The following is a 14,754-nucleotide window of genomic DNA, read 5'->3' on the forward strand; positions in this document are numbered from 1 at the left end:
GGGGCGCGGGGGAACTGCGCGACCGGCCACCACGGACCCGCGGTTCCCCACCGGCCTCACCCCCCCAGCACCCGCGTCACCTCCCCCAGCACGGGAACCGCCCCGAGCGACCGCGCCTGCGCCACCGGCGCGGTCAGCATCTGCGAGGTGAGCGGCTGGAAGTCGGCGACCTGCGTGCCGACGCCGTTGTCGAGGGGGTCGACACCGGTCCCCGCGAGAGGGTTGGGCTTGAGCCCGGTGAGCGCACCGGTGACGTACGGCAGGGTCGTGAGCACGCCCCGCACCCCGGTCTGCGGATCGAGGTTGCCGAGCGAGGTGGGGTGGGTCCGCATCACGTCGACGACGGGCTCGCCCGGCGCCGCGGACGCGGCACCGGCGCCCGCCCCCAGCGCCACCGAGGCGGTCGCGAGGGCGGCGAGCACGCGCCGGCCGGTGGGGTTCTGGGGAGAGGCGTGTCGGGCCATCGCTGCTGCCACCTTCTGCTGCGCAAGGTAATCGGATCGACACAAAGGGTAGGCGAGGTGTGACGCGCGCTTCAAAGCCGACCCGCGGGGTCGTACCGGGCCCGATGGATGCCGCACACTGGTGTCCCGTGAGCTCCCAACCGCCGATACCCACCCGAGTCGTGCTGCTCTGCGGCCCTTCCGGCTCCGGCAAGTCCCTTCTCGCCGCCCGCTCCGGCCTGCCCGTGCTGCGGCTCGACGACTTCTACAAGGAGGGCGACGACCCGACCCTGCCGCTGGTCGCCGGGAGCTCCGACATCGACTGGGACCACCCCGGGTCGTGGGACGCGGACACGGCCGTCGCCGCCATCGTGGAACTGTGCGCGTCGGGCCGTACGCACGTACCCCTCTACGACATCTCGCTCAGCGCCCGCACCGGCACGGAGGCCGTCGAGGTGGGGCGGACCCCGCTGTTCATCGCGGAGGGCATCTTCGCCGCCGAGATCGTCGAGCGCTGCCGTGAGCTGGGGGTGCTGGCCGACGCGCTGTGTCTGAGCCGCGGCCCGGTGAAGACGTTCCGCCGCCGTTTCCTGCGCGATCTGCGGGAGGGCCGCAAGTCGGTCCCGTTCCTGCTGCGCCGGGGCTGGCGGCTGATGCGGGCGGAGCGCTCCATCGTGGCGCGGCAGACCGCGCTCGGCGCGTACGCCTGCGACCGCGACGAGGCGATGGGCCGGCTGGCGTCCGCGGCGGCGGGCCGCTGCGCGCCCACGGCACGCACGACGGCCTGACCTCCCGGATCCACCCGCACGCCGGATCCACCCGAACGAGGGACACATGAAAAGCGGGACTGGATGGACCCCCCGGCCCTCCAGTCCCGCTTCCCCCGTTCCCCCCACGCCACCCCCCAGTGGCGTTCCCCCGTGCTGCGCGGCACCGCTCCCCGGCTTCCCCCGTCGGGTCCGCGGTACCGCTCCCCCCCGTTTCCCCCGTGCTTTCCCCCGTCACCGGACCGGAGCCCGGCGTTCCCTCCCCCGTGCTTCCCCCGTGACCCTCAGGCGACAAGCTCCCCGAAGGCGTCCTCCTCGTCACGGCCGAAGCTGAGGACCTGGTCCTCGCGCAGCCGGCGGAGCGACCGCCAGATGCTGGACTTCACCGTGCCGACACTGATGTCGAGGATCTCCGCGATCTCCGGGTCGGTGCGGCCCTCGTAGTAGCGCAGGACCAGCATCGTCCGCTGGAGTTCGGGCAGCCGGGCCAGCGCCTGCCACAGGACCGCGCGCAGTTCGGTGCCGCGCATCGCGTCCGTGTCGCCGGGCGTCTCCGGCAGTTCCTCGGTCGGGTACTCGTTCAGCTTGCGGCGGCGCCACGCGCTGATGTGCAGGTTCGTCATGGTGCGACGCAGGTATCCGCCGACGGCGGCCTTGTCGCTGATCCGGTCCCACGCCCGGTACGTCGAGAACAGCGCGCTCTGCAGCAGGTCCTCGGCCTCGAAGCGGTCGCCGGTGAGGTGGTAGGCGGTGGCGTACAGGGAGGCGCGGCGCTCCTGGACGTAGGCGGTGAACTCCGCCTCGGTCAGCGAGCGGCGCTCCCCCGTGTCCTCCCTGTACGCGGCTCCCCCGTGAGCCTCGTCAACCACCGTCATGAACCCGGTGTGCTGACGCCCGGTGCCGCGAGCGCACCCCCGCCCGCTCACCGCACCGGACTTCTCGGAAACCCGCCCGACGTTCACGTCGTGGAGACGCGTGACAACTGCCCTGGTGCTGAGGCCGTGCAGCGTGTTCATCTCGCGCCCCCCGTCGTGGACTTCCGGTGTTTCGTTCTTTGCGTTCTTGCCTGTGCCGAAAAGACTGCCCGGGCCACTTCATCGCCGTGTCCGCCGACTGTCACAGACCTGTCACAGGGGTCCGTCATGCCGACACCACAGCGCGTTCACAGTCGTCGGGGGTACCACCGCCGGCTTGCTGCCGCGGCCCCACCGCGCCGCCCCGACCTGGTGATTGCCGGCCTGGTGCCTGCCCGCTCCCTCGTCGAAGTGCCCTCCGCGACCCGGCACTTACGATCACAAGGAGCGTGCGGTGTCCGACACCGGCCCACGACTCCCGCACGTCCCGCACCCCGTGGTCCTCGCCGACGACCGGCTGCGCGCCGCCACCGCACACCTCCACCGGCGCGCCCGCGCCCACCGCGTCCGCGTGGGGTGCCGGGCGACCGCCCTCGGCCTGGGCACCGGCACCGGGGGCTCGCGGCCGTCCTGGCCCGGCGGGGCGTGGGGCGGGTCGTCGGGACGGGCGTCAGCCCCCGCGCCGGCCTGTGGCCGGGAGGCCGGGCGGATCCGGTCGTCCGCGGCCCGGCCTGGCTGCCCGCCCGGCCCTCCGCGCCGCCGGAGCCCGGCGGGTACGACGAGGAGGGAGGCGTTGCCGCGCGGTTTCCCGACCGGTCCCGTACGGCATCTGCGGCCCGGCGGGGAGGGCCGGCCGATCCTCTCCGGCCTCGCCGGACACCTCGGTCCGCGCACCCGCGCCGAACTGCTCGCCCACCTCGAAACCGCAGGTCCGCGGGTACGCGACCGCCTGGACACCCACCCCCGCCACCGGCGCGCGCGGGACACCTCCGACCCCCTCCACGCCGCCCGCGCCGCGGAATGCATCTCCCTGTGGCGTCCCAGCCCCGACCCACAGGTCGAACGACAGCCCCCTCATGGGCCAGAATGAGCCCGTGCCTTCCCTGTTGCTGATCGAGGACGACGACGCCATCCGTACGGCCCTGGAGCTCTCACTGACGCGCCAGGGGCACCGTGTGGCGACCGCTGCGAGCGGTGAGGACGGTCTGAAGCTGTTGCGTGAGCAGCGGCCGGATCTGATCGTGCTGGATGTCATGCTGCCCGGCATCGACGGGTTCGAGGTGTGCCGGCGCATCCGGCGCACCGACCAGCTGCCGATCATCCTGCTCACCGCGCGCAGCGACGACATCGACGTGGTGGTCGGGCTGGAGTCCGGCGCCGACGACTACGTCGTCAAACCCGTCCAGGGCCGGGTGCTGGACGCCCGGATCCGGGCCGTGCTGCGCCGCGGGGAGCGCGAGTCGAACGACGCGGCGACCTTCGGCAGCCTGGTCATCGACCGCGCGGCGATGACCGTCACGAAGAACGGCGAGGATCTCCAGCTCACGCCGACCGAGCTGCGGCTGCTCCTGGAGCTGAGCCGGCGGCCGGGGCAGGCGCTGTCCCGGCAGCAGCTGCTGCGGCTGGTGTGGGAGCACGACTACCTCGGTGACTCGCGGCTCGTCGACGCCTGTGTCCAGCGGCTGCGCGCCAAGGTCGAGGACGTGCCCTCGTCGCCGACGCTGATCCGTACCGTCCGCGGGGTCGGCTACCGCCTGGACGTCCCTCAGTGACGGAAGAGCAGGAGGCGCACCGCGGCTGGTCCGCGGTGCGCAAGGGTCATCTGTCACGGCTGCGGTTCACCAGCCTGCGCCTCAGGCTCGTCGTCGTCTTCGGGGCGGTCGCGCTGACCGCCGCCGTGTCCGCGTCCGGCATCGCGTACTGGCTCAACCGCGAGGCCGTGCTCACCCGTACCCAGGGCGCGGTGCTGCGGGACTTCGAGCAGGAGATGCAGAACCGGGCGGGCTCGCTGCCCGAGCATCCGACACAGGACGAGTTGCAGCACACCGCCGGGCAGATGGCCAACAGCAGCCAGCGGTTCAGTGTGCTGCTGGTCGGCGAGGACGCGAACGGCCGGAAGGTGTACGGCAACTCCGCCGGGCTGAACGGCTTCTCGCTGGACGACGTGCCCAAGTCGCTGCGGACGGCGGTGAACAAGCGGCAGGACGTCACCGACGGCAACAAGTCGCCGTACCACCTGTACTGGCAGCGGGTCGTGGAGCACGGCACGCCGTATCTGGTGGCCGGTACGAAGGTGATCGGCGGCGGGCCGACCGGGTACATGCGCAAGTCGCTGGAGCCGGAGGCCAAGGACCTCAACTCGCTGTCCTGGTCGCTGGGGATCGCCACCGGGCTCGCGCTGATCGGCGCCGCGCTGCTCGCGCAGGCCGCCGCCACGACCGTGCTGAAGCCGGTGCACCGGCTGGGGGTCGCGGCGCGGCGGCTCGGCGAGGGCCGTCTGGACACCCGGCTGCTGGTGTCGGGGACGGACGAACTCGCCGATCTGTCCCGGACGTTCAACCGGACGGCGGAGGCCCTGGAGAAGCGGGTCGACGACATGGCCGCGCGGGACGAGGCGTCCCGGCGGTTCGTCGCCGACATGTCGCACGAGCTGCGCACCCCGCTGACCGCCATCACCGCCGTCACGGAGGTGCTGGAGGAGGAGCTGGACGCCGAGTCGGGCAGCATCGACCCGATGATCGAGCCCGCCGTACGGCTGGTGGTCAGCGAGACCCGGCGGCTCAACGACCTCGTCGAGAACCTGATGGAGGTCACCCGCTTCGACGCCGGTACGGCGCGGCTGGTCGTGGACACCGTCGACGTCGCCGACCAGATCACCTTCTGCATCGACGCGCGCGCGTGGCTGGACGCGGTCGACCTGGACGCCGAGCGCGGCATCCACGCCCGGCTGGATCCCCGCCGGCTGGACGTGATCCTCGCCAACCTCATCGGCAACGCGCTCAAGCACGGCGGTTCCCCGGTGCGGGTGTCGGTGCGCGAGTCGGCCGAGGACGTCGTCATCGCCGTACGCGACCACGGGCCGGGCATCCCCGAGGAGGTGCTGCCGCACGTCTTCGACCGGTTCTACAAGGCGAGCGCCTCGCGGCCGCGCTCCGACGGCAGCGGGCTCGGTCTGTCGATCGCCCTGGAGAACGCCCACATCCACGGCGGCGAGATCACCGCCGCCAACTCCGAGGAGGGCGGCGCGGTGTTCACGCTGCGGCTGCCGAGGGACGCGTCGGAGCTGGTGGACCCGGGCGAACAGGGGGCGCGGGGCGGATCGGGTGTGCCGGGGGGCCCGGGCGCGCAGGGCGCGAAGGCCGGGAAGGACAACAAGGGGGACGCCTGATGAACGTACGCCGTCTGCTCGCGCTACCCCTGCTCGCCGGTCTGCTCACCGGCTGCGGGATCCGGGCCACCGAGGTGCCGACCGACTTCGGGGCCGCGCCGTCCCGGGTGCGCTGCTCGCTCAGCGAGCCGGACGTGACGGCCCAGTCCGCGCGCGTGGGGGTGCCGGTGCAGGTGTTCCTGCTGTGCGGTTCGTCGCTGGTGGCCGTCGACCGCTCGGTGCGGGTCACGGACGGGGCGGCGGACTCCCAGCGGCGGGCGCTGGTGGCACAGGGCCTGCTCGACCAGCTCGCCGAGTCGCCGTCGGCCGCCGAGAAGGAGGCCGGGTACACCACCGATGTACGCGGGGGGATGGCGGTCGGCGGGCCGGGCGCGAAGGATCCCGACGACGCGCTCCGGCTGAGCGTGCCCCCGGACACCCTCACCTCGTACGCGCTCGCCCAGCTCGTGTGCACCTTCTCCGACTCGGCCGCGGCCGAGGGCGACGGCTCGGTCGTCCTGGGCGGCCCCGGTTCCGACCCCCTGCGCCGCTACGAGTGCACGGACGAGGTCCGCTCCCGGCCCGGCAGCACCGAACCTCCGTCGTCGGCGGTCACCGGGAGCTGAGCGCCTCGTCGCCGCCGGGTGTGGCGGACGCCTCATGCGCGGGTCCGCGGGCGGCGTCTGCGCAGGTCACCGCCGGGCGGCGGGGTGACGCCCGGCCGGGAGCAGCAAGGGCTTGCGGGAGTGTCGGGCGGGGAGCCGGAACCGATCGTGCCGGGGGGTGCGTCTAGGGGGTCGTGCAGCGTCAAGGCTCCATCGGCGGCAGCGCCGCGATCCGTCTCCGTGCGACCGGGGTTGTCCTCCTGGCCGCACACCTCGTGTTCGTGGCCTGGGTCACGCTGCGCCCCCGGGACGTGCCCTGGGTGCTGCCCACCAATCTGCATCCGTTCGCCGGGATCCGCGCCGACCTGAGACTGGGCTGGCCCGAGGCGGCCCGGCGGATCGGCGGCGGGCTGGGGCTGCTCGCCCCGCTCGGCGTCCTGCTGCCGCTGGTGCACGGCCGGCTCCGCGTCTCGCCGCTCGCCTCCCTGATCCGCACGGTCACGGCGGGCGCCCTGCTGTCGCTGGCGATCGAGCTGCTCCAGACCGGGGTGCCCGGTCAGGTCGTGGACGTGGACTCGCTGCTGCTGAACACCGTGGGGGTGGCGCTCGCGCATACCGCGCTGGTGCCGGCGGCCCGGGTGTGGCTGCGTCGCAGAGGGGAGCGCCGGATGCCGGCGGCGGCCTTGCAGGAGGACGCGGCTCAGGGTCGGACCCCGAGGATTCCCAGGGTCGGCATCGCCCCGTAGGAGAAGGAATCTCGGGGTCGGGATGGCTCCGGAGAGTGACGCTTCGCGCTCTTCGGCTCCGTAGCGTTGAAGGCAGATGGGACGGCCGCAGGGGCCGCCTCTCTCCGACGCTCACGAAGGAGCCCCAGATGTCCAGCCTCGCCCGCCCCACCAACGGCCGCATGATCGGCGGAGTGTGCGCCGCGCTGGCCCGCCGCTTCGGCACCTCCGCGACCACCATGCGCGTGATCTTCCTGCTCTCCTGTCTGCTGCCGGGTCCCCAGTTCCTGCTCTACATAGCGCTGTGGATCATGTTCCCGTCGGAGGACAAGGCGCGCACGGCCTGGTGACCCGGGTCCACGCGAGAACGCCGTCGGGGCGCACCCGGCACTGCGGGCGCGCCCCGACGGCGTCACGTCGTACCGGGGGTTCAGCCGATCGGCAGCCCGTTCACCGGCAGCCCGTGGGTGGGCAGGCCCTGGACCGGAAGGCCTCCGAGCAGCCCGGCGACCGGCTTGGTCGGGCCGTGGGCGAGCGCCTGCCCGACAGCCGGCTGCACGGTGGCGAGGCCCGCGGCGAGCGCCGGCTGGGCCTGCGACAGCTGGGCCTGCTCCAGGGCCTTGCCGGCACCCGGCAGCGCCTTGGTGACGTTCGTGACGTTCTCCAAGGGCAGCGAGCCGGTGACCGTCTCCAGCGCCTGCGAGGCGTCGGGGACGGCCGGGGCGGCGTTGGCGGCGCCCGCGCCGACGGCGGCGATGGCGGCACCGAGGGCGGCGACGCCGAGGGTCTTGGCAGCAGACTGCTTCATGAAAATGCGTCCTCGAATGGGATACGGGGAACCGATCGGTCCACGACCGTAAACACGGAAAGGGGGAGGCCGCAAACATCGAAATGCGGACGGGTTGTGAACACGCGCCCGCATTTCGCACCCGGGGAAACCGTGCGGTCAGTCCTCCGTGGCCAAGGAACCGCTGGTGGAGGCCGTCTGCTGGAACAGCCATTCGGACTTCAGCTCGGCATAGCCGGGCTTGATCACGTCATTGATCATGGCGAGACGTTCATCGAAAGGAATGAATGCTGACTTCATAGCATTGACCGAGAACCATTGCAGATCGTCGAGCGTGTAACCGAACGCATCGACAAGGTGCTCGAATTCCCGGCTCATGCTGGTGCCGGACATCAGCCGGTTGTCGGTGTTGACCGTGGCCCGGAAGTGCAGCCGCCGCAGCAGACCGATGGGGTGCTCGGCATAGGAGGCGGCCGCGCCGGTCTGGAGGTTGGAGCTGGGGCACATCTCCAGCGGGATGCGCTTGTCGCGGACGTAGGAGGCGAGCCGGCCGAGCTTCACGCTGCCGTCGGCGGCGACCTCGATGTCGTCGATGATGCGGACGCCGTGCCCGAGCCGGTCGGCGCCGCACCACTGGAGGGCCTGCCAGATGGACGGCAGCCCGAAGGCCTCGCCGGCGTGGATCGTGAAGTGGTTGTTCTCCCGCTTCAGATACTCGAAGGCGTCGAGATGGCGGGTGGGCGGGAAGCCGGCCTCGGCGCCCGCGATGTCGAAGCCGACGACGCCGAGGTCCCGGTAGCGGTTGGCGAGTTCGGCGATCTCCAGGGCGCGGGCGGCGTGCCGCATGGCGGTGAGCAGGGCGCCGACGCGGATGCGGTGGCCGTTCCGACGGGCCGCCCGCTCGCCTTCCCGGAAGCCCTCGGTGACGGCCTCCACGACCTCTTCGAGGCTCAGCCCGGCATCGAGGTGCTGCTCGGGGGCGTAGCGCACCTCGGCGTAGACGACACCGTCCTGGGCGAGGTCCTCGGCGCACTCCCGGGCGACCCGGACCAGGGCGTCGCGGGTCTGCATCACACCGACGGTGTGCGAGAAGGTCTCCAAGTACCGTTCCAGGGAACCGGAGTCGGCGGCCTCCCGGAACCAGAGGCCGAGCTTGTCGGGGTCGCTCTCGGGGAGTTGGGCGTACCCGGTCTCCCGGGCGAGGTCGACGATCGTGCCGGGGCGCAGCCCGCCGTCGAGGTGGTCGTGCAGCAGAACCTTGGGCGCCCGCCGGATCTGGTCCGGGTTGGGGGTGATGCCCGCCTGGATGCTCTGGCTCGTCATTTCCGCACTCTAACTCCTACGCGCGTAGATCGCGCGCTTCACCCCGCCGCCGATACGCAATGGTGACCGCACGGACGGGTGGAGTACACCACTGCTTCTGACACTGTTCTGTCATGGCACAGCAACTGACGCCGGCTCGGACGGCCCGGCTGGGAAAGGCGCTCGGACCAGAGCCGACGGCGGTGAGCGGGGTGGTGCTGCTGCTCCCCGGCGGCGAGGAGGTGTCCGAGCGCAGACCGTCCCCGATGTGGGCGGCCGCCTCCGTGCGCGGTCTCGGGCGAAGACTCACGCGGGCCGGCCGGGAGGAAGGGCTGGTCACCCATGTCGTGCACTACCGCTACCGCGGCTGGAACGGCGGCGCGGCGCATCTCGCCGCGGACGCGACCTGGGCGGCCGACGAGGTCGTACGGCGGTACGGGGATGTTCCGGTGTGCCTCGCCGGGATCGGGATGGGCGGCCGGGCCGCGCTCCGGGCGGCGGGTCATGAGGCCGTCAACTCCGTGCTGGCCCTCGCCCCTTGGCTGCCGCAGGAGGATGTGGCGGCGCCACCCGAACCGGTGAAGCAGTTGGTGGGGCGGCGGGTGATGGTGGTGCACGGCACCCATGACGACCGCAGTGACCCGGAGTTGTCGTTCCGGCTGGCGGCGCGGGCGAAGAAGGCGAATCGGGATGTGTGCCGGTTCGAGGTGCATGCGGATGGGCACGGGTTGCATCAGTACCGGGACGAAGTCCTGGCGTTGGCTGAGGACTTCGTGATGGGGGTGTTGTTCGGGAGGGGGTTTTCGCGGCCTGTGGAGGATGCGTTGGCGGCTCCGCCGCCGTTGGGGTTGCGGATGCCGTTGGCTGCGGGGTTCGGGAAGTCGTTGCGGAGGTAGTTCCGGCCGGGTTTCGGGTGCGGGTCGTGGGGGGGGTGTTCGCGCAGTTCCCCGCGCCCCTTCAGGCCAGGAGACTCCCCCTCCTTGACAGCAGGAACTTCTTGAAGGCCGCCACCGGGGGTGTGTCCGGGTGGCCGTCCAGCCACGCCACCCCGATTTCGCGGACCGCTCTCGGGGCCGTGACCGTCAGTTCGACCACGCCCGGGCGGGCCACCGCGGGCGGGGGTAGCAGGGCTACCCCCAGACCGGCAGCCACCAGGCCCCGCAGGGTTTCCGCCTCCTCGCCCTCGAAGGCGATACGGGGTTTGAAACCGGCCTCCTTGCAGAGGTCGTCGGTGATGCGGCGCATGCCGTAGTTGGGTTCGAGGGTGACGAAGGTTTCGTCGGCCGCCTCGGCGAGGCGGATGCGTCTGCGGGCGGCCAGGCGGTGGTCGGCCGGGACGACCAGGCGGAGCTTCTGTTCGTCGAGGCGACGGGCGACCAGGTCGGGGGCGTCCGGGACCGGGGAGGTCAGACAGAGGTCGAGTTCGCCGGCCCGGAGGCGTTCGAGCATCGCCTCGCCGTAGTTCTGGACGAGGCTGAAGCGGACCCGGGGGTGGTCGGCGCGGAAGGCGTGGATCAGACCGGGGACGGTCTCGGCGCCCAGGGTGTGGAGGAATCCGAACGCGACCTTGCCGGTGGCGGCGTCGGCGTCGGCGCGGACCTCCTCGGCGGCCTTCTCGATCTCCGCGAGGGCGCGTTCGACCGAGGTGAGGAAGGTGCGGCCGGCCGGGGTGAGGGAGACCGTGCGGCCACGGCGGGCGAAGAGGTCCACACCCAGGTCCTGTTCGAGGCGGACCATCGCCCGGGACAGGGTCGACTGCGGAACCCGCATCTCCTGCGCGGCCCGGGTGACGTGCTCGGTACGGGCCACCCCGGCGAAGTGGGCGAGCCGGGGCGCCAGCAACATCGACATGTCAGTCATGTCTTCTGTGTCACCGGACGGTGACAGATGAGCCGGTGACCTCTGCTGATGCGCCATGGGAACGATTATGGCGAGTCCGTGCATTGGACGGATGAACGGGGGCGTACGTAGTTTCGAGGCATGTCTCCCGCCAGTACCGGGGCGTCCACCGTCGTGGGCGCCGCCTCCTCCGTCCCCGCCGTCGACGACTCCCGTATGACCCCCGGTGGCCCCGGCTACCGCCGGATGAGCTTCGCGCTCTTCCTCGCCGGTGTGGCGACCTTCGCCCTGCTGTACTCCACGCAGGCGCTGCTGCCGCTGATCTCCGGTGACTTCGGGGTGGCGGCGAGCGAGGCGAGCTGGACCGTGGCGGCGGCGACCGGCGGACTGGCCCTGTTCGTGCTGCCGATGAGCGCCCTCTCCGAGCGCTACGGCCGCCGTACGGTGATGACGGCCTCGCTGGCGGTCGCGGTGACCGTGGGACTGCTGGTCCCCTTCGCGCCGTCGCTGGGCGCGCTGGTGGTGCTGCGGGCGGTGCAGGGCGCGGCGCTGGCCGGTCTTCCGGCGTCGGCGACCGCGTATCTGGCCGAGGAGGTGCGGCCGAGGGCCCTGGTCACGGCGATCGGGCTGTTCGTCGCGGGCAACAGCGTCGGCGGGATGAGCGGCCGGGTGATCACCGGCTGGGTCGCGCAGGAGTGGGGCTGGCGGGTCGCCGTCGGGGTGATCGGTGTACTGGCCGTGGGCTGCGCGATCGCGTTCCGGCTGCTGCTGCCGGCGCCGCAGCACTTCACGGCGGGCTCGCTGCGGCCCCGCGTCCTGGCCCGCACGGTCCGCGAGCACCTGGCGAACCCGCTGCTGTGCCGGCTGTACGCGATCGGCGCGCTGTTCATGACCGTCTTCGGCGGGGTGTACACGGTCGTCGGCTACCGGCTGACCGAGGCGCCCTTCTCGCTCCCGCAGGGCATCGTCGGCTCGATCTTCCTGGTGTACCTGGTCGGTACGGTGTCGGCGTCGACGGCCGGCCGGCTGGTGGGCCGGCTCGGGCGGCGCGGGGCCCTGTACCTGGCGGCCGGGACGACCGCGACGGGCCTGCTGCTGTCCCTGGCGGACACGCTGCCGATGGTCCTGCTGGGCCTGGTCCTGATCACCGCGGGCTTCTTCGCGGGGCACGCGGTGGCGTCCTCCGCGGTCAGCAGGACGGCGACCACCGGCCGCGCCCAGGCCTCCGCCCTCTACCAGTCGGCCTACTACATCGGCTCCAGCACCGGCTCCACGGTCGGCGCGATGGCCTTCCACTCCGGCGGCTGGGCCGGCACGGTCGGGGTGGGTGTCCTGGCGGTCCTCGGGGTCGTGACGATCACGGTCCTCGGGACGCGGGCGGCACGCGTCGCCGCCCGGCGGGTGCCGGTGGCCGCCCACTGAGGCCGACGCCTCGGAACCGACGTTCCCCCTGTTCAGGGCCAGTTGTCAGTGGTCGCGCCTAGCGTGCGCAGCCACTGGCGCCGGTCCGAGCAGGGGGTTTGTCCATGGTGGAGTTCCGGGTCGACCGGGGTGATCTCGTCGAGGCCGTGGGGTGGGCGGCCCGGGCGCTGCCCGCGCGGACCCCGGTGCCGGTGCTCGGCGGGTTGCTGCTGGAGGCGGGCGACGGGCGGCTGAGCGTGTCCGGGTCCGACCTGGAGACGGCGGCACGGATCGAGACGGACGCCGAGGTGTCGCGGGGCGGACCGGTGCTGGTCCTGGGGCGGCGGCTGCTGGACATCTGCAAGGTGCTGCCGGACGGGCCGGTGCGCTGCGCGCTGGAGGGGTCGCGGTTCACGGTCGAGGCGGGCGGCACGCGCTTCGGGCTGTCGACGCTGGCGCGCGCGGAGTATCCGGCCCCGCCCGTGCCGCCGGGGGCGTACGGGAGCGTGGACGCGTCCGCGTTCGCCGCCGCCGTCGGGCAGGTCGCGGTGGCGGCGGGCCGCGACGACACACTCCCCGCGCTGACCGGCCTGCAGGTGCGGCTGGACGGCGACGAGATGACCCTGTCCGCCTCCGACCGCTACCGGTACGCGGTACGGCGGCTGGCGTGGAAGGCGGAGGCGGGCGGAGCGGAGGGCGAGGGGGCCGCCCGGGGCGTGGTGGAGGCGCTGGTGCCCGCCAGGCGGCTGCTGGAGGTGGCGCGGTCGCTGGCGCGGTGCGGGGTGGTGCGGATCGGGCTCGACGGGGGCGGCGGGGCCGGCGGGGGTGGGTCGATCGGGTTCGAGGGCGGGCGGATGCGGACCGTCCTGCGGCGGCTGGACGGGCGGCTGCCGGGCTACGGGAAGCTGTTCGACATGGCGGGGGCGGCGGTCGCCGAGGTGGAGTGCGGGGCGCTCACCGAGGCCGTACGGCGGGTGGCGGTGGTGGCGGAGGCGAACGGGCCCGTACGGCTGGAGTTCGGGCCGGAGTCGGTGCTGCTGCGCGCCGGGTACGGCGACGACGTGGCCGCGCAGCGGCTGCCCGCCTCGCTGACCGGCGCCGAGGAGGTGACGGTCGCCTTCGACCCGGCGTTCCTGCTGGACGCGCTGACCTCCTTCGGGGTGCGGGCGCTGCGGCTGGAGCTGCTGGGGACCGGGCAGCGGGCCCTGCTGGACGACAAGGACGCGCCCGGGGTGCACCGGCATCTGCTGATGTCCGTGAAGCAGCCGTCCTGACCTGCGCTTTCGGCGGCTCGGCAGGCCGTTGTCAGTGGGCTGGGGTAGCTTCCGAAGTGCTGGGCGCACAGACGCGTGACAGGACGGCCACAGGGGTGGGTGGACGAGGATGGGTGACGGGACGGCAGGCGCCGCGACGGCCGAGGATCTCGATGTCCGGCTGGAGAGGCACCGGGTCGAGCTGACCGGCTACTGCTATCGCATGCTCGGTTCCTCCTTCGAGGCCGAGGACGCGGTGCAGGACACGCTGGTGCGGGCCTGGCGGAGCTACGACAGGTTCGAGGGCCGCTCCAGCCTGCGCTCGTGGCTGTACCGGATCGCGACGAACGTCTGTCTGGACATGCTGACGGCGGGCAACAAGCGGGCCCGGCCGATGGACCTCTCCGAGTCGACGCCGCTCGCCCGGGCGGCCCTGTCCCCCCGCCCCGACCACACCTGGCTGGAGCCGATGCCGGACGCGCGCGTGCTGCCCACGGTGGAGGACCCGGCGGAGGCGGCGGTGGCCAAGGAGTCGGTGCGGCTGGCCTTCATGGCCGCGCTGCAGCAGCTGCCGCCCAGGCAGCGGGCGGTGCTGATCCTGCGCGAGGTGCTGGCGTGGCGGGCGAGTGAGGTCGCCGAGCTGCTGGACACCTCGGTCGCCTCGGTCAACAGCGCGTTGCAGCGGGCGCGGGCCACGCTGGCCGAGCGGGCCGAGGCGGGCGCACAGGCGGCGGTGTCGGACCCACTGGACGAGGAGCAGCAGAAGCTGCTGGAGCGCTATGTGGCGGCCTTCGAGGGCTACGACATGGCCGCCCTGACGGCGCTGCTGCACGAGGACGCCGTCATGACGATGCCGCCGTTCGACCTGTGGCTGACGGGCCACGACGACATCACGGGCTTCATGACGACGCTCGGCTCGGGCTGTGAGGGCTCGCGGCTGCTGCCGGTCCGGGTGAACGGGCTGCCGGGCTTCGCCCAGTACAAGCCGGACCCGGAGAAGGGCGGCTTCAGCCCCTGGGCGATCCAGGTCCTGGAGATCTCAGACGGCCGCCTCACCGGGTTCCACTTCTACCTCGACACCCAGCGCTGGTTCCCCCTTTTCGGACTCCCCCTCCATCTCGACGGGGAGTCCGACGAGGTGGAGCAGGGCGCGTAGGGCGGGGTCGGGACCGCGCAGCCGGACCCTGCCTCCGGCCCGGCGGGCGGCCAGCTGGAGCCGGGCCAGCAGCTCGACGGCGGCCAGCCCGGGCGGCCCGAGGTCGCTCACGTCACAGACGACGCCCCCGTCACCGCCGGCCGCCAGGAGGGCACGTACGGCGTCGACGAGCCCTGGCACCCGGTCGGGGGTGACAGGGCCGGTCAGGGCGAGTACGGGCGGTGTCTCGGGGTCCACGTGCGGTAGACCTCGGGG

At 72.8% G+C, this 14,754-nt stretch carries 17 protein-coding genes; 11 read left to right on the forward strand and 6 right to left on the reverse strand.

Annotation, left to right across the window (positions count from 1 at the left end; translation table 11 throughout):
* Positions 1-56: 56 nt before the first annotated feature.
* Complete coding sequence (locus AQJ64_RS14230) at positions 57-464, reverse strand: hypothetical protein (protein ID WP_055634341.1); 408 nt, start codon at positions 462-464, stop codon at positions 57-59.
* A gap of 59 nt (positions 465-523) precedes the next feature.
* On the opposite strand from AQJ64_RS14230, the gene AQJ64_RS14235 reads away from it, so the two are divergent.
* Positions 524-1,231, forward strand: a complete 708-nt coding sequence (locus AQJ64_RS14235) for a uridine kinase family protein (protein WP_079061649.1) — start codon at positions 524-526, stop codon at positions 1,229-1,231.
* A 263-nt stretch (positions 1,232-1,494) separates the two neighbouring features.
* Here the strand turns inward: AQJ64_RS14235 and AQJ64_RS14240 are convergent, their stop codons facing one another.
* Positions 1,495-2,226: a SigE family RNA polymerase sigma factor gene (locus AQJ64_RS14240; RefSeq protein WP_055637967.1), complete on the reverse strand. Its 732-nt coding sequence runs from the start codon at positions 2,224-2,226 to the stop codon at positions 1,495-1,497.
* 292 nt (positions 2,227-2,518) lie between these two features.
* Between AQJ64_RS14240 and AQJ64_RS49030 the strand changes: the two genes are divergently transcribed.
* From AQJ64_RS49030 to AQJ64_RS14270, 6 genes are all read left to right on the forward strand, one after another.
* A complete protein-coding gene (locus tag AQJ64_RS49030) occupies positions 2,519-3,154 on the forward strand; it encodes a hypothetical protein (RefSeq protein ID WP_157881137.1) in 636 nt (211 codons plus the stop codon).
* Positions 3,155-3,158: 4 nt separating this feature from the next.
* Positions 3,159-3,836, forward strand: coding sequence for a two-component system response regulator AfsQ1 (gene afsQ1 / locus AQJ64_RS14250; protein ID WP_055637969.1), 678 nt, complete (start codon positions 3,159-3,161; stop codon positions 3,834-3,836).
* The gene (locus AQJ64_RS14255) at positions 3,833-5,452 is read left to right on the forward strand and encodes a sensor histidine kinase (RefSeq protein WP_055637970.1); all 1,620 of its coding nucleotides are present in this window, start codon (positions 3,833-3,835) and stop codon (positions 5,450-5,452) included. Before afsQ1 ends, AQJ64_RS14255 begins: the two co-directional genes overlap by 4 nt.
* Positions 5,452-6,057, forward strand: a complete 606-nt coding sequence (locus tag AQJ64_RS14260; RefSeq protein WP_055637971.1) for a hypothetical protein — start codon at positions 5,452-5,454, stop codon at positions 6,055-6,057. The genes AQJ64_RS14255 and AQJ64_RS14260 overlap by 1 nt, the downstream gene beginning before the upstream one ends.
* A 173-nt stretch (positions 6,058-6,230) precedes the next feature.
* On the forward strand, positions 6,231-6,782 hold the full coding sequence (locus tag AQJ64_RS14265; protein WP_055637972.1) for a VanZ family protein: 552 nt from the start codon (positions 6,231-6,233) through the stop codon (positions 6,780-6,782).
* A 128-nt stretch (positions 6,783-6,910) separates the two neighbouring features.
* Complete coding sequence (locus tag AQJ64_RS14270) at positions 6,911-7,111, forward strand: PspC domain-containing protein (protein WP_055637973.1); 201 nt, start codon at positions 6,911-6,913, stop codon at positions 7,109-7,111.
* Positions 7,112-7,191: 80 nt separating this feature from the next.
* Here AQJ64_RS14270 and AQJ64_RS14275 read toward each other — a convergent pair whose 3' ends face one another.
* Both AQJ64_RS14275 and AQJ64_RS14280 read right to left on the reverse strand, forming a co-directional pair.
* Positions 7,192-7,569 carry a hypothetical protein gene (locus AQJ64_RS14275; protein WP_055637974.1) on the reverse strand — a complete coding sequence of 126 codons (378 nt, stop codon included), beginning with the start codon at positions 7,567-7,569 and terminating at the stop codon, positions 7,192-7,194.
* A gap of 138 nt (positions 7,570-7,707) precedes the next feature.
* Positions 7,708-8,871 (reverse strand): adenosine deaminase, encoded by a 1,164-nt coding sequence (locus AQJ64_RS14280; protein WP_055637975.1) that lies wholly within the window; start codon positions 8,869-8,871, stop codon positions 7,708-7,710.
* 113 nt (positions 8,872-8,984) lie between these two features.
* On the opposite strand from AQJ64_RS14280, the gene AQJ64_RS14285 reads away from it, so the two are divergent.
* Positions 8,985-9,746 (forward strand): prolyl oligopeptidase family serine peptidase, encoded by a 762-nt coding sequence (locus AQJ64_RS14285; protein WP_055637976.1) that lies wholly within the window; start codon positions 8,985-8,987, stop codon positions 9,744-9,746.
* A gap of 61 nt (positions 9,747-9,807) precedes the next feature.
* Here AQJ64_RS14285 and AQJ64_RS14290 read toward each other — a convergent pair whose 3' ends face one another.
* Complete coding sequence (locus AQJ64_RS14290) at positions 9,808-10,767, reverse strand: LysR family transcriptional regulator (RefSeq protein WP_055637977.1); 960 nt, start codon at positions 10,765-10,767, stop codon at positions 9,808-9,810.
* A gap of 63 nt (positions 10,768-10,830) precedes the next feature.
* Between AQJ64_RS14290 and AQJ64_RS14295 the strand changes: the two genes are divergently transcribed.
* The 3 genes from AQJ64_RS14295 (at position 10,831) to AQJ64_RS14305 (ending at position 14,499) form a co-directional block, all read left to right on the forward strand.
* Positions 10,831-12,111 (forward strand): MFS transporter, encoded by a 1,281-nt coding sequence (locus AQJ64_RS14295; RefSeq protein WP_059202675.1) that lies wholly within the window; start codon positions 10,831-10,833, stop codon positions 12,109-12,111.
* 107 nt (positions 12,112-12,218) lie between these two features.
* Positions 12,219-13,364: a DNA polymerase III subunit beta gene (dnaN, locus tag AQJ64_RS14300; RefSeq protein WP_059202709.1), complete on the forward strand. Its 1,146-nt coding sequence runs from the start codon at positions 12,219-12,221 to the stop codon at positions 13,362-13,364.
* 109 nt (positions 13,365-13,473) lie between these two features.
* Positions 13,474-14,499, forward strand: a complete 1,026-nt coding sequence (locus AQJ64_RS14305; RefSeq protein WP_055631433.1) for a sigma-70 family RNA polymerase sigma factor — start codon at positions 13,474-13,476, stop codon at positions 14,497-14,499.
* Here the strand turns inward: AQJ64_RS14305 and AQJ64_RS45685 are convergent.
* On the reverse strand, positions 14,383-14,736 hold the full coding sequence (locus AQJ64_RS45685) for an STAS domain-containing protein (protein ID WP_157880794.1): 354 nt from the start codon (positions 14,734-14,736) through the stop codon (positions 14,383-14,385). The genes AQJ64_RS14305 and AQJ64_RS45685 overlap by 117 nt on opposite strands.
* Positions 14,737-14,754 lie beyond the last annotated feature (18 nt).

The sequence above is a fragment of the Streptomyces griseoruber genome, assembly GCF_001514205.1.
GTDB lineage: Bacteria > Actinomycetota > Actinomycetes > Streptomycetales > Streptomycetaceae > Streptomyces > Streptomyces griseoruber.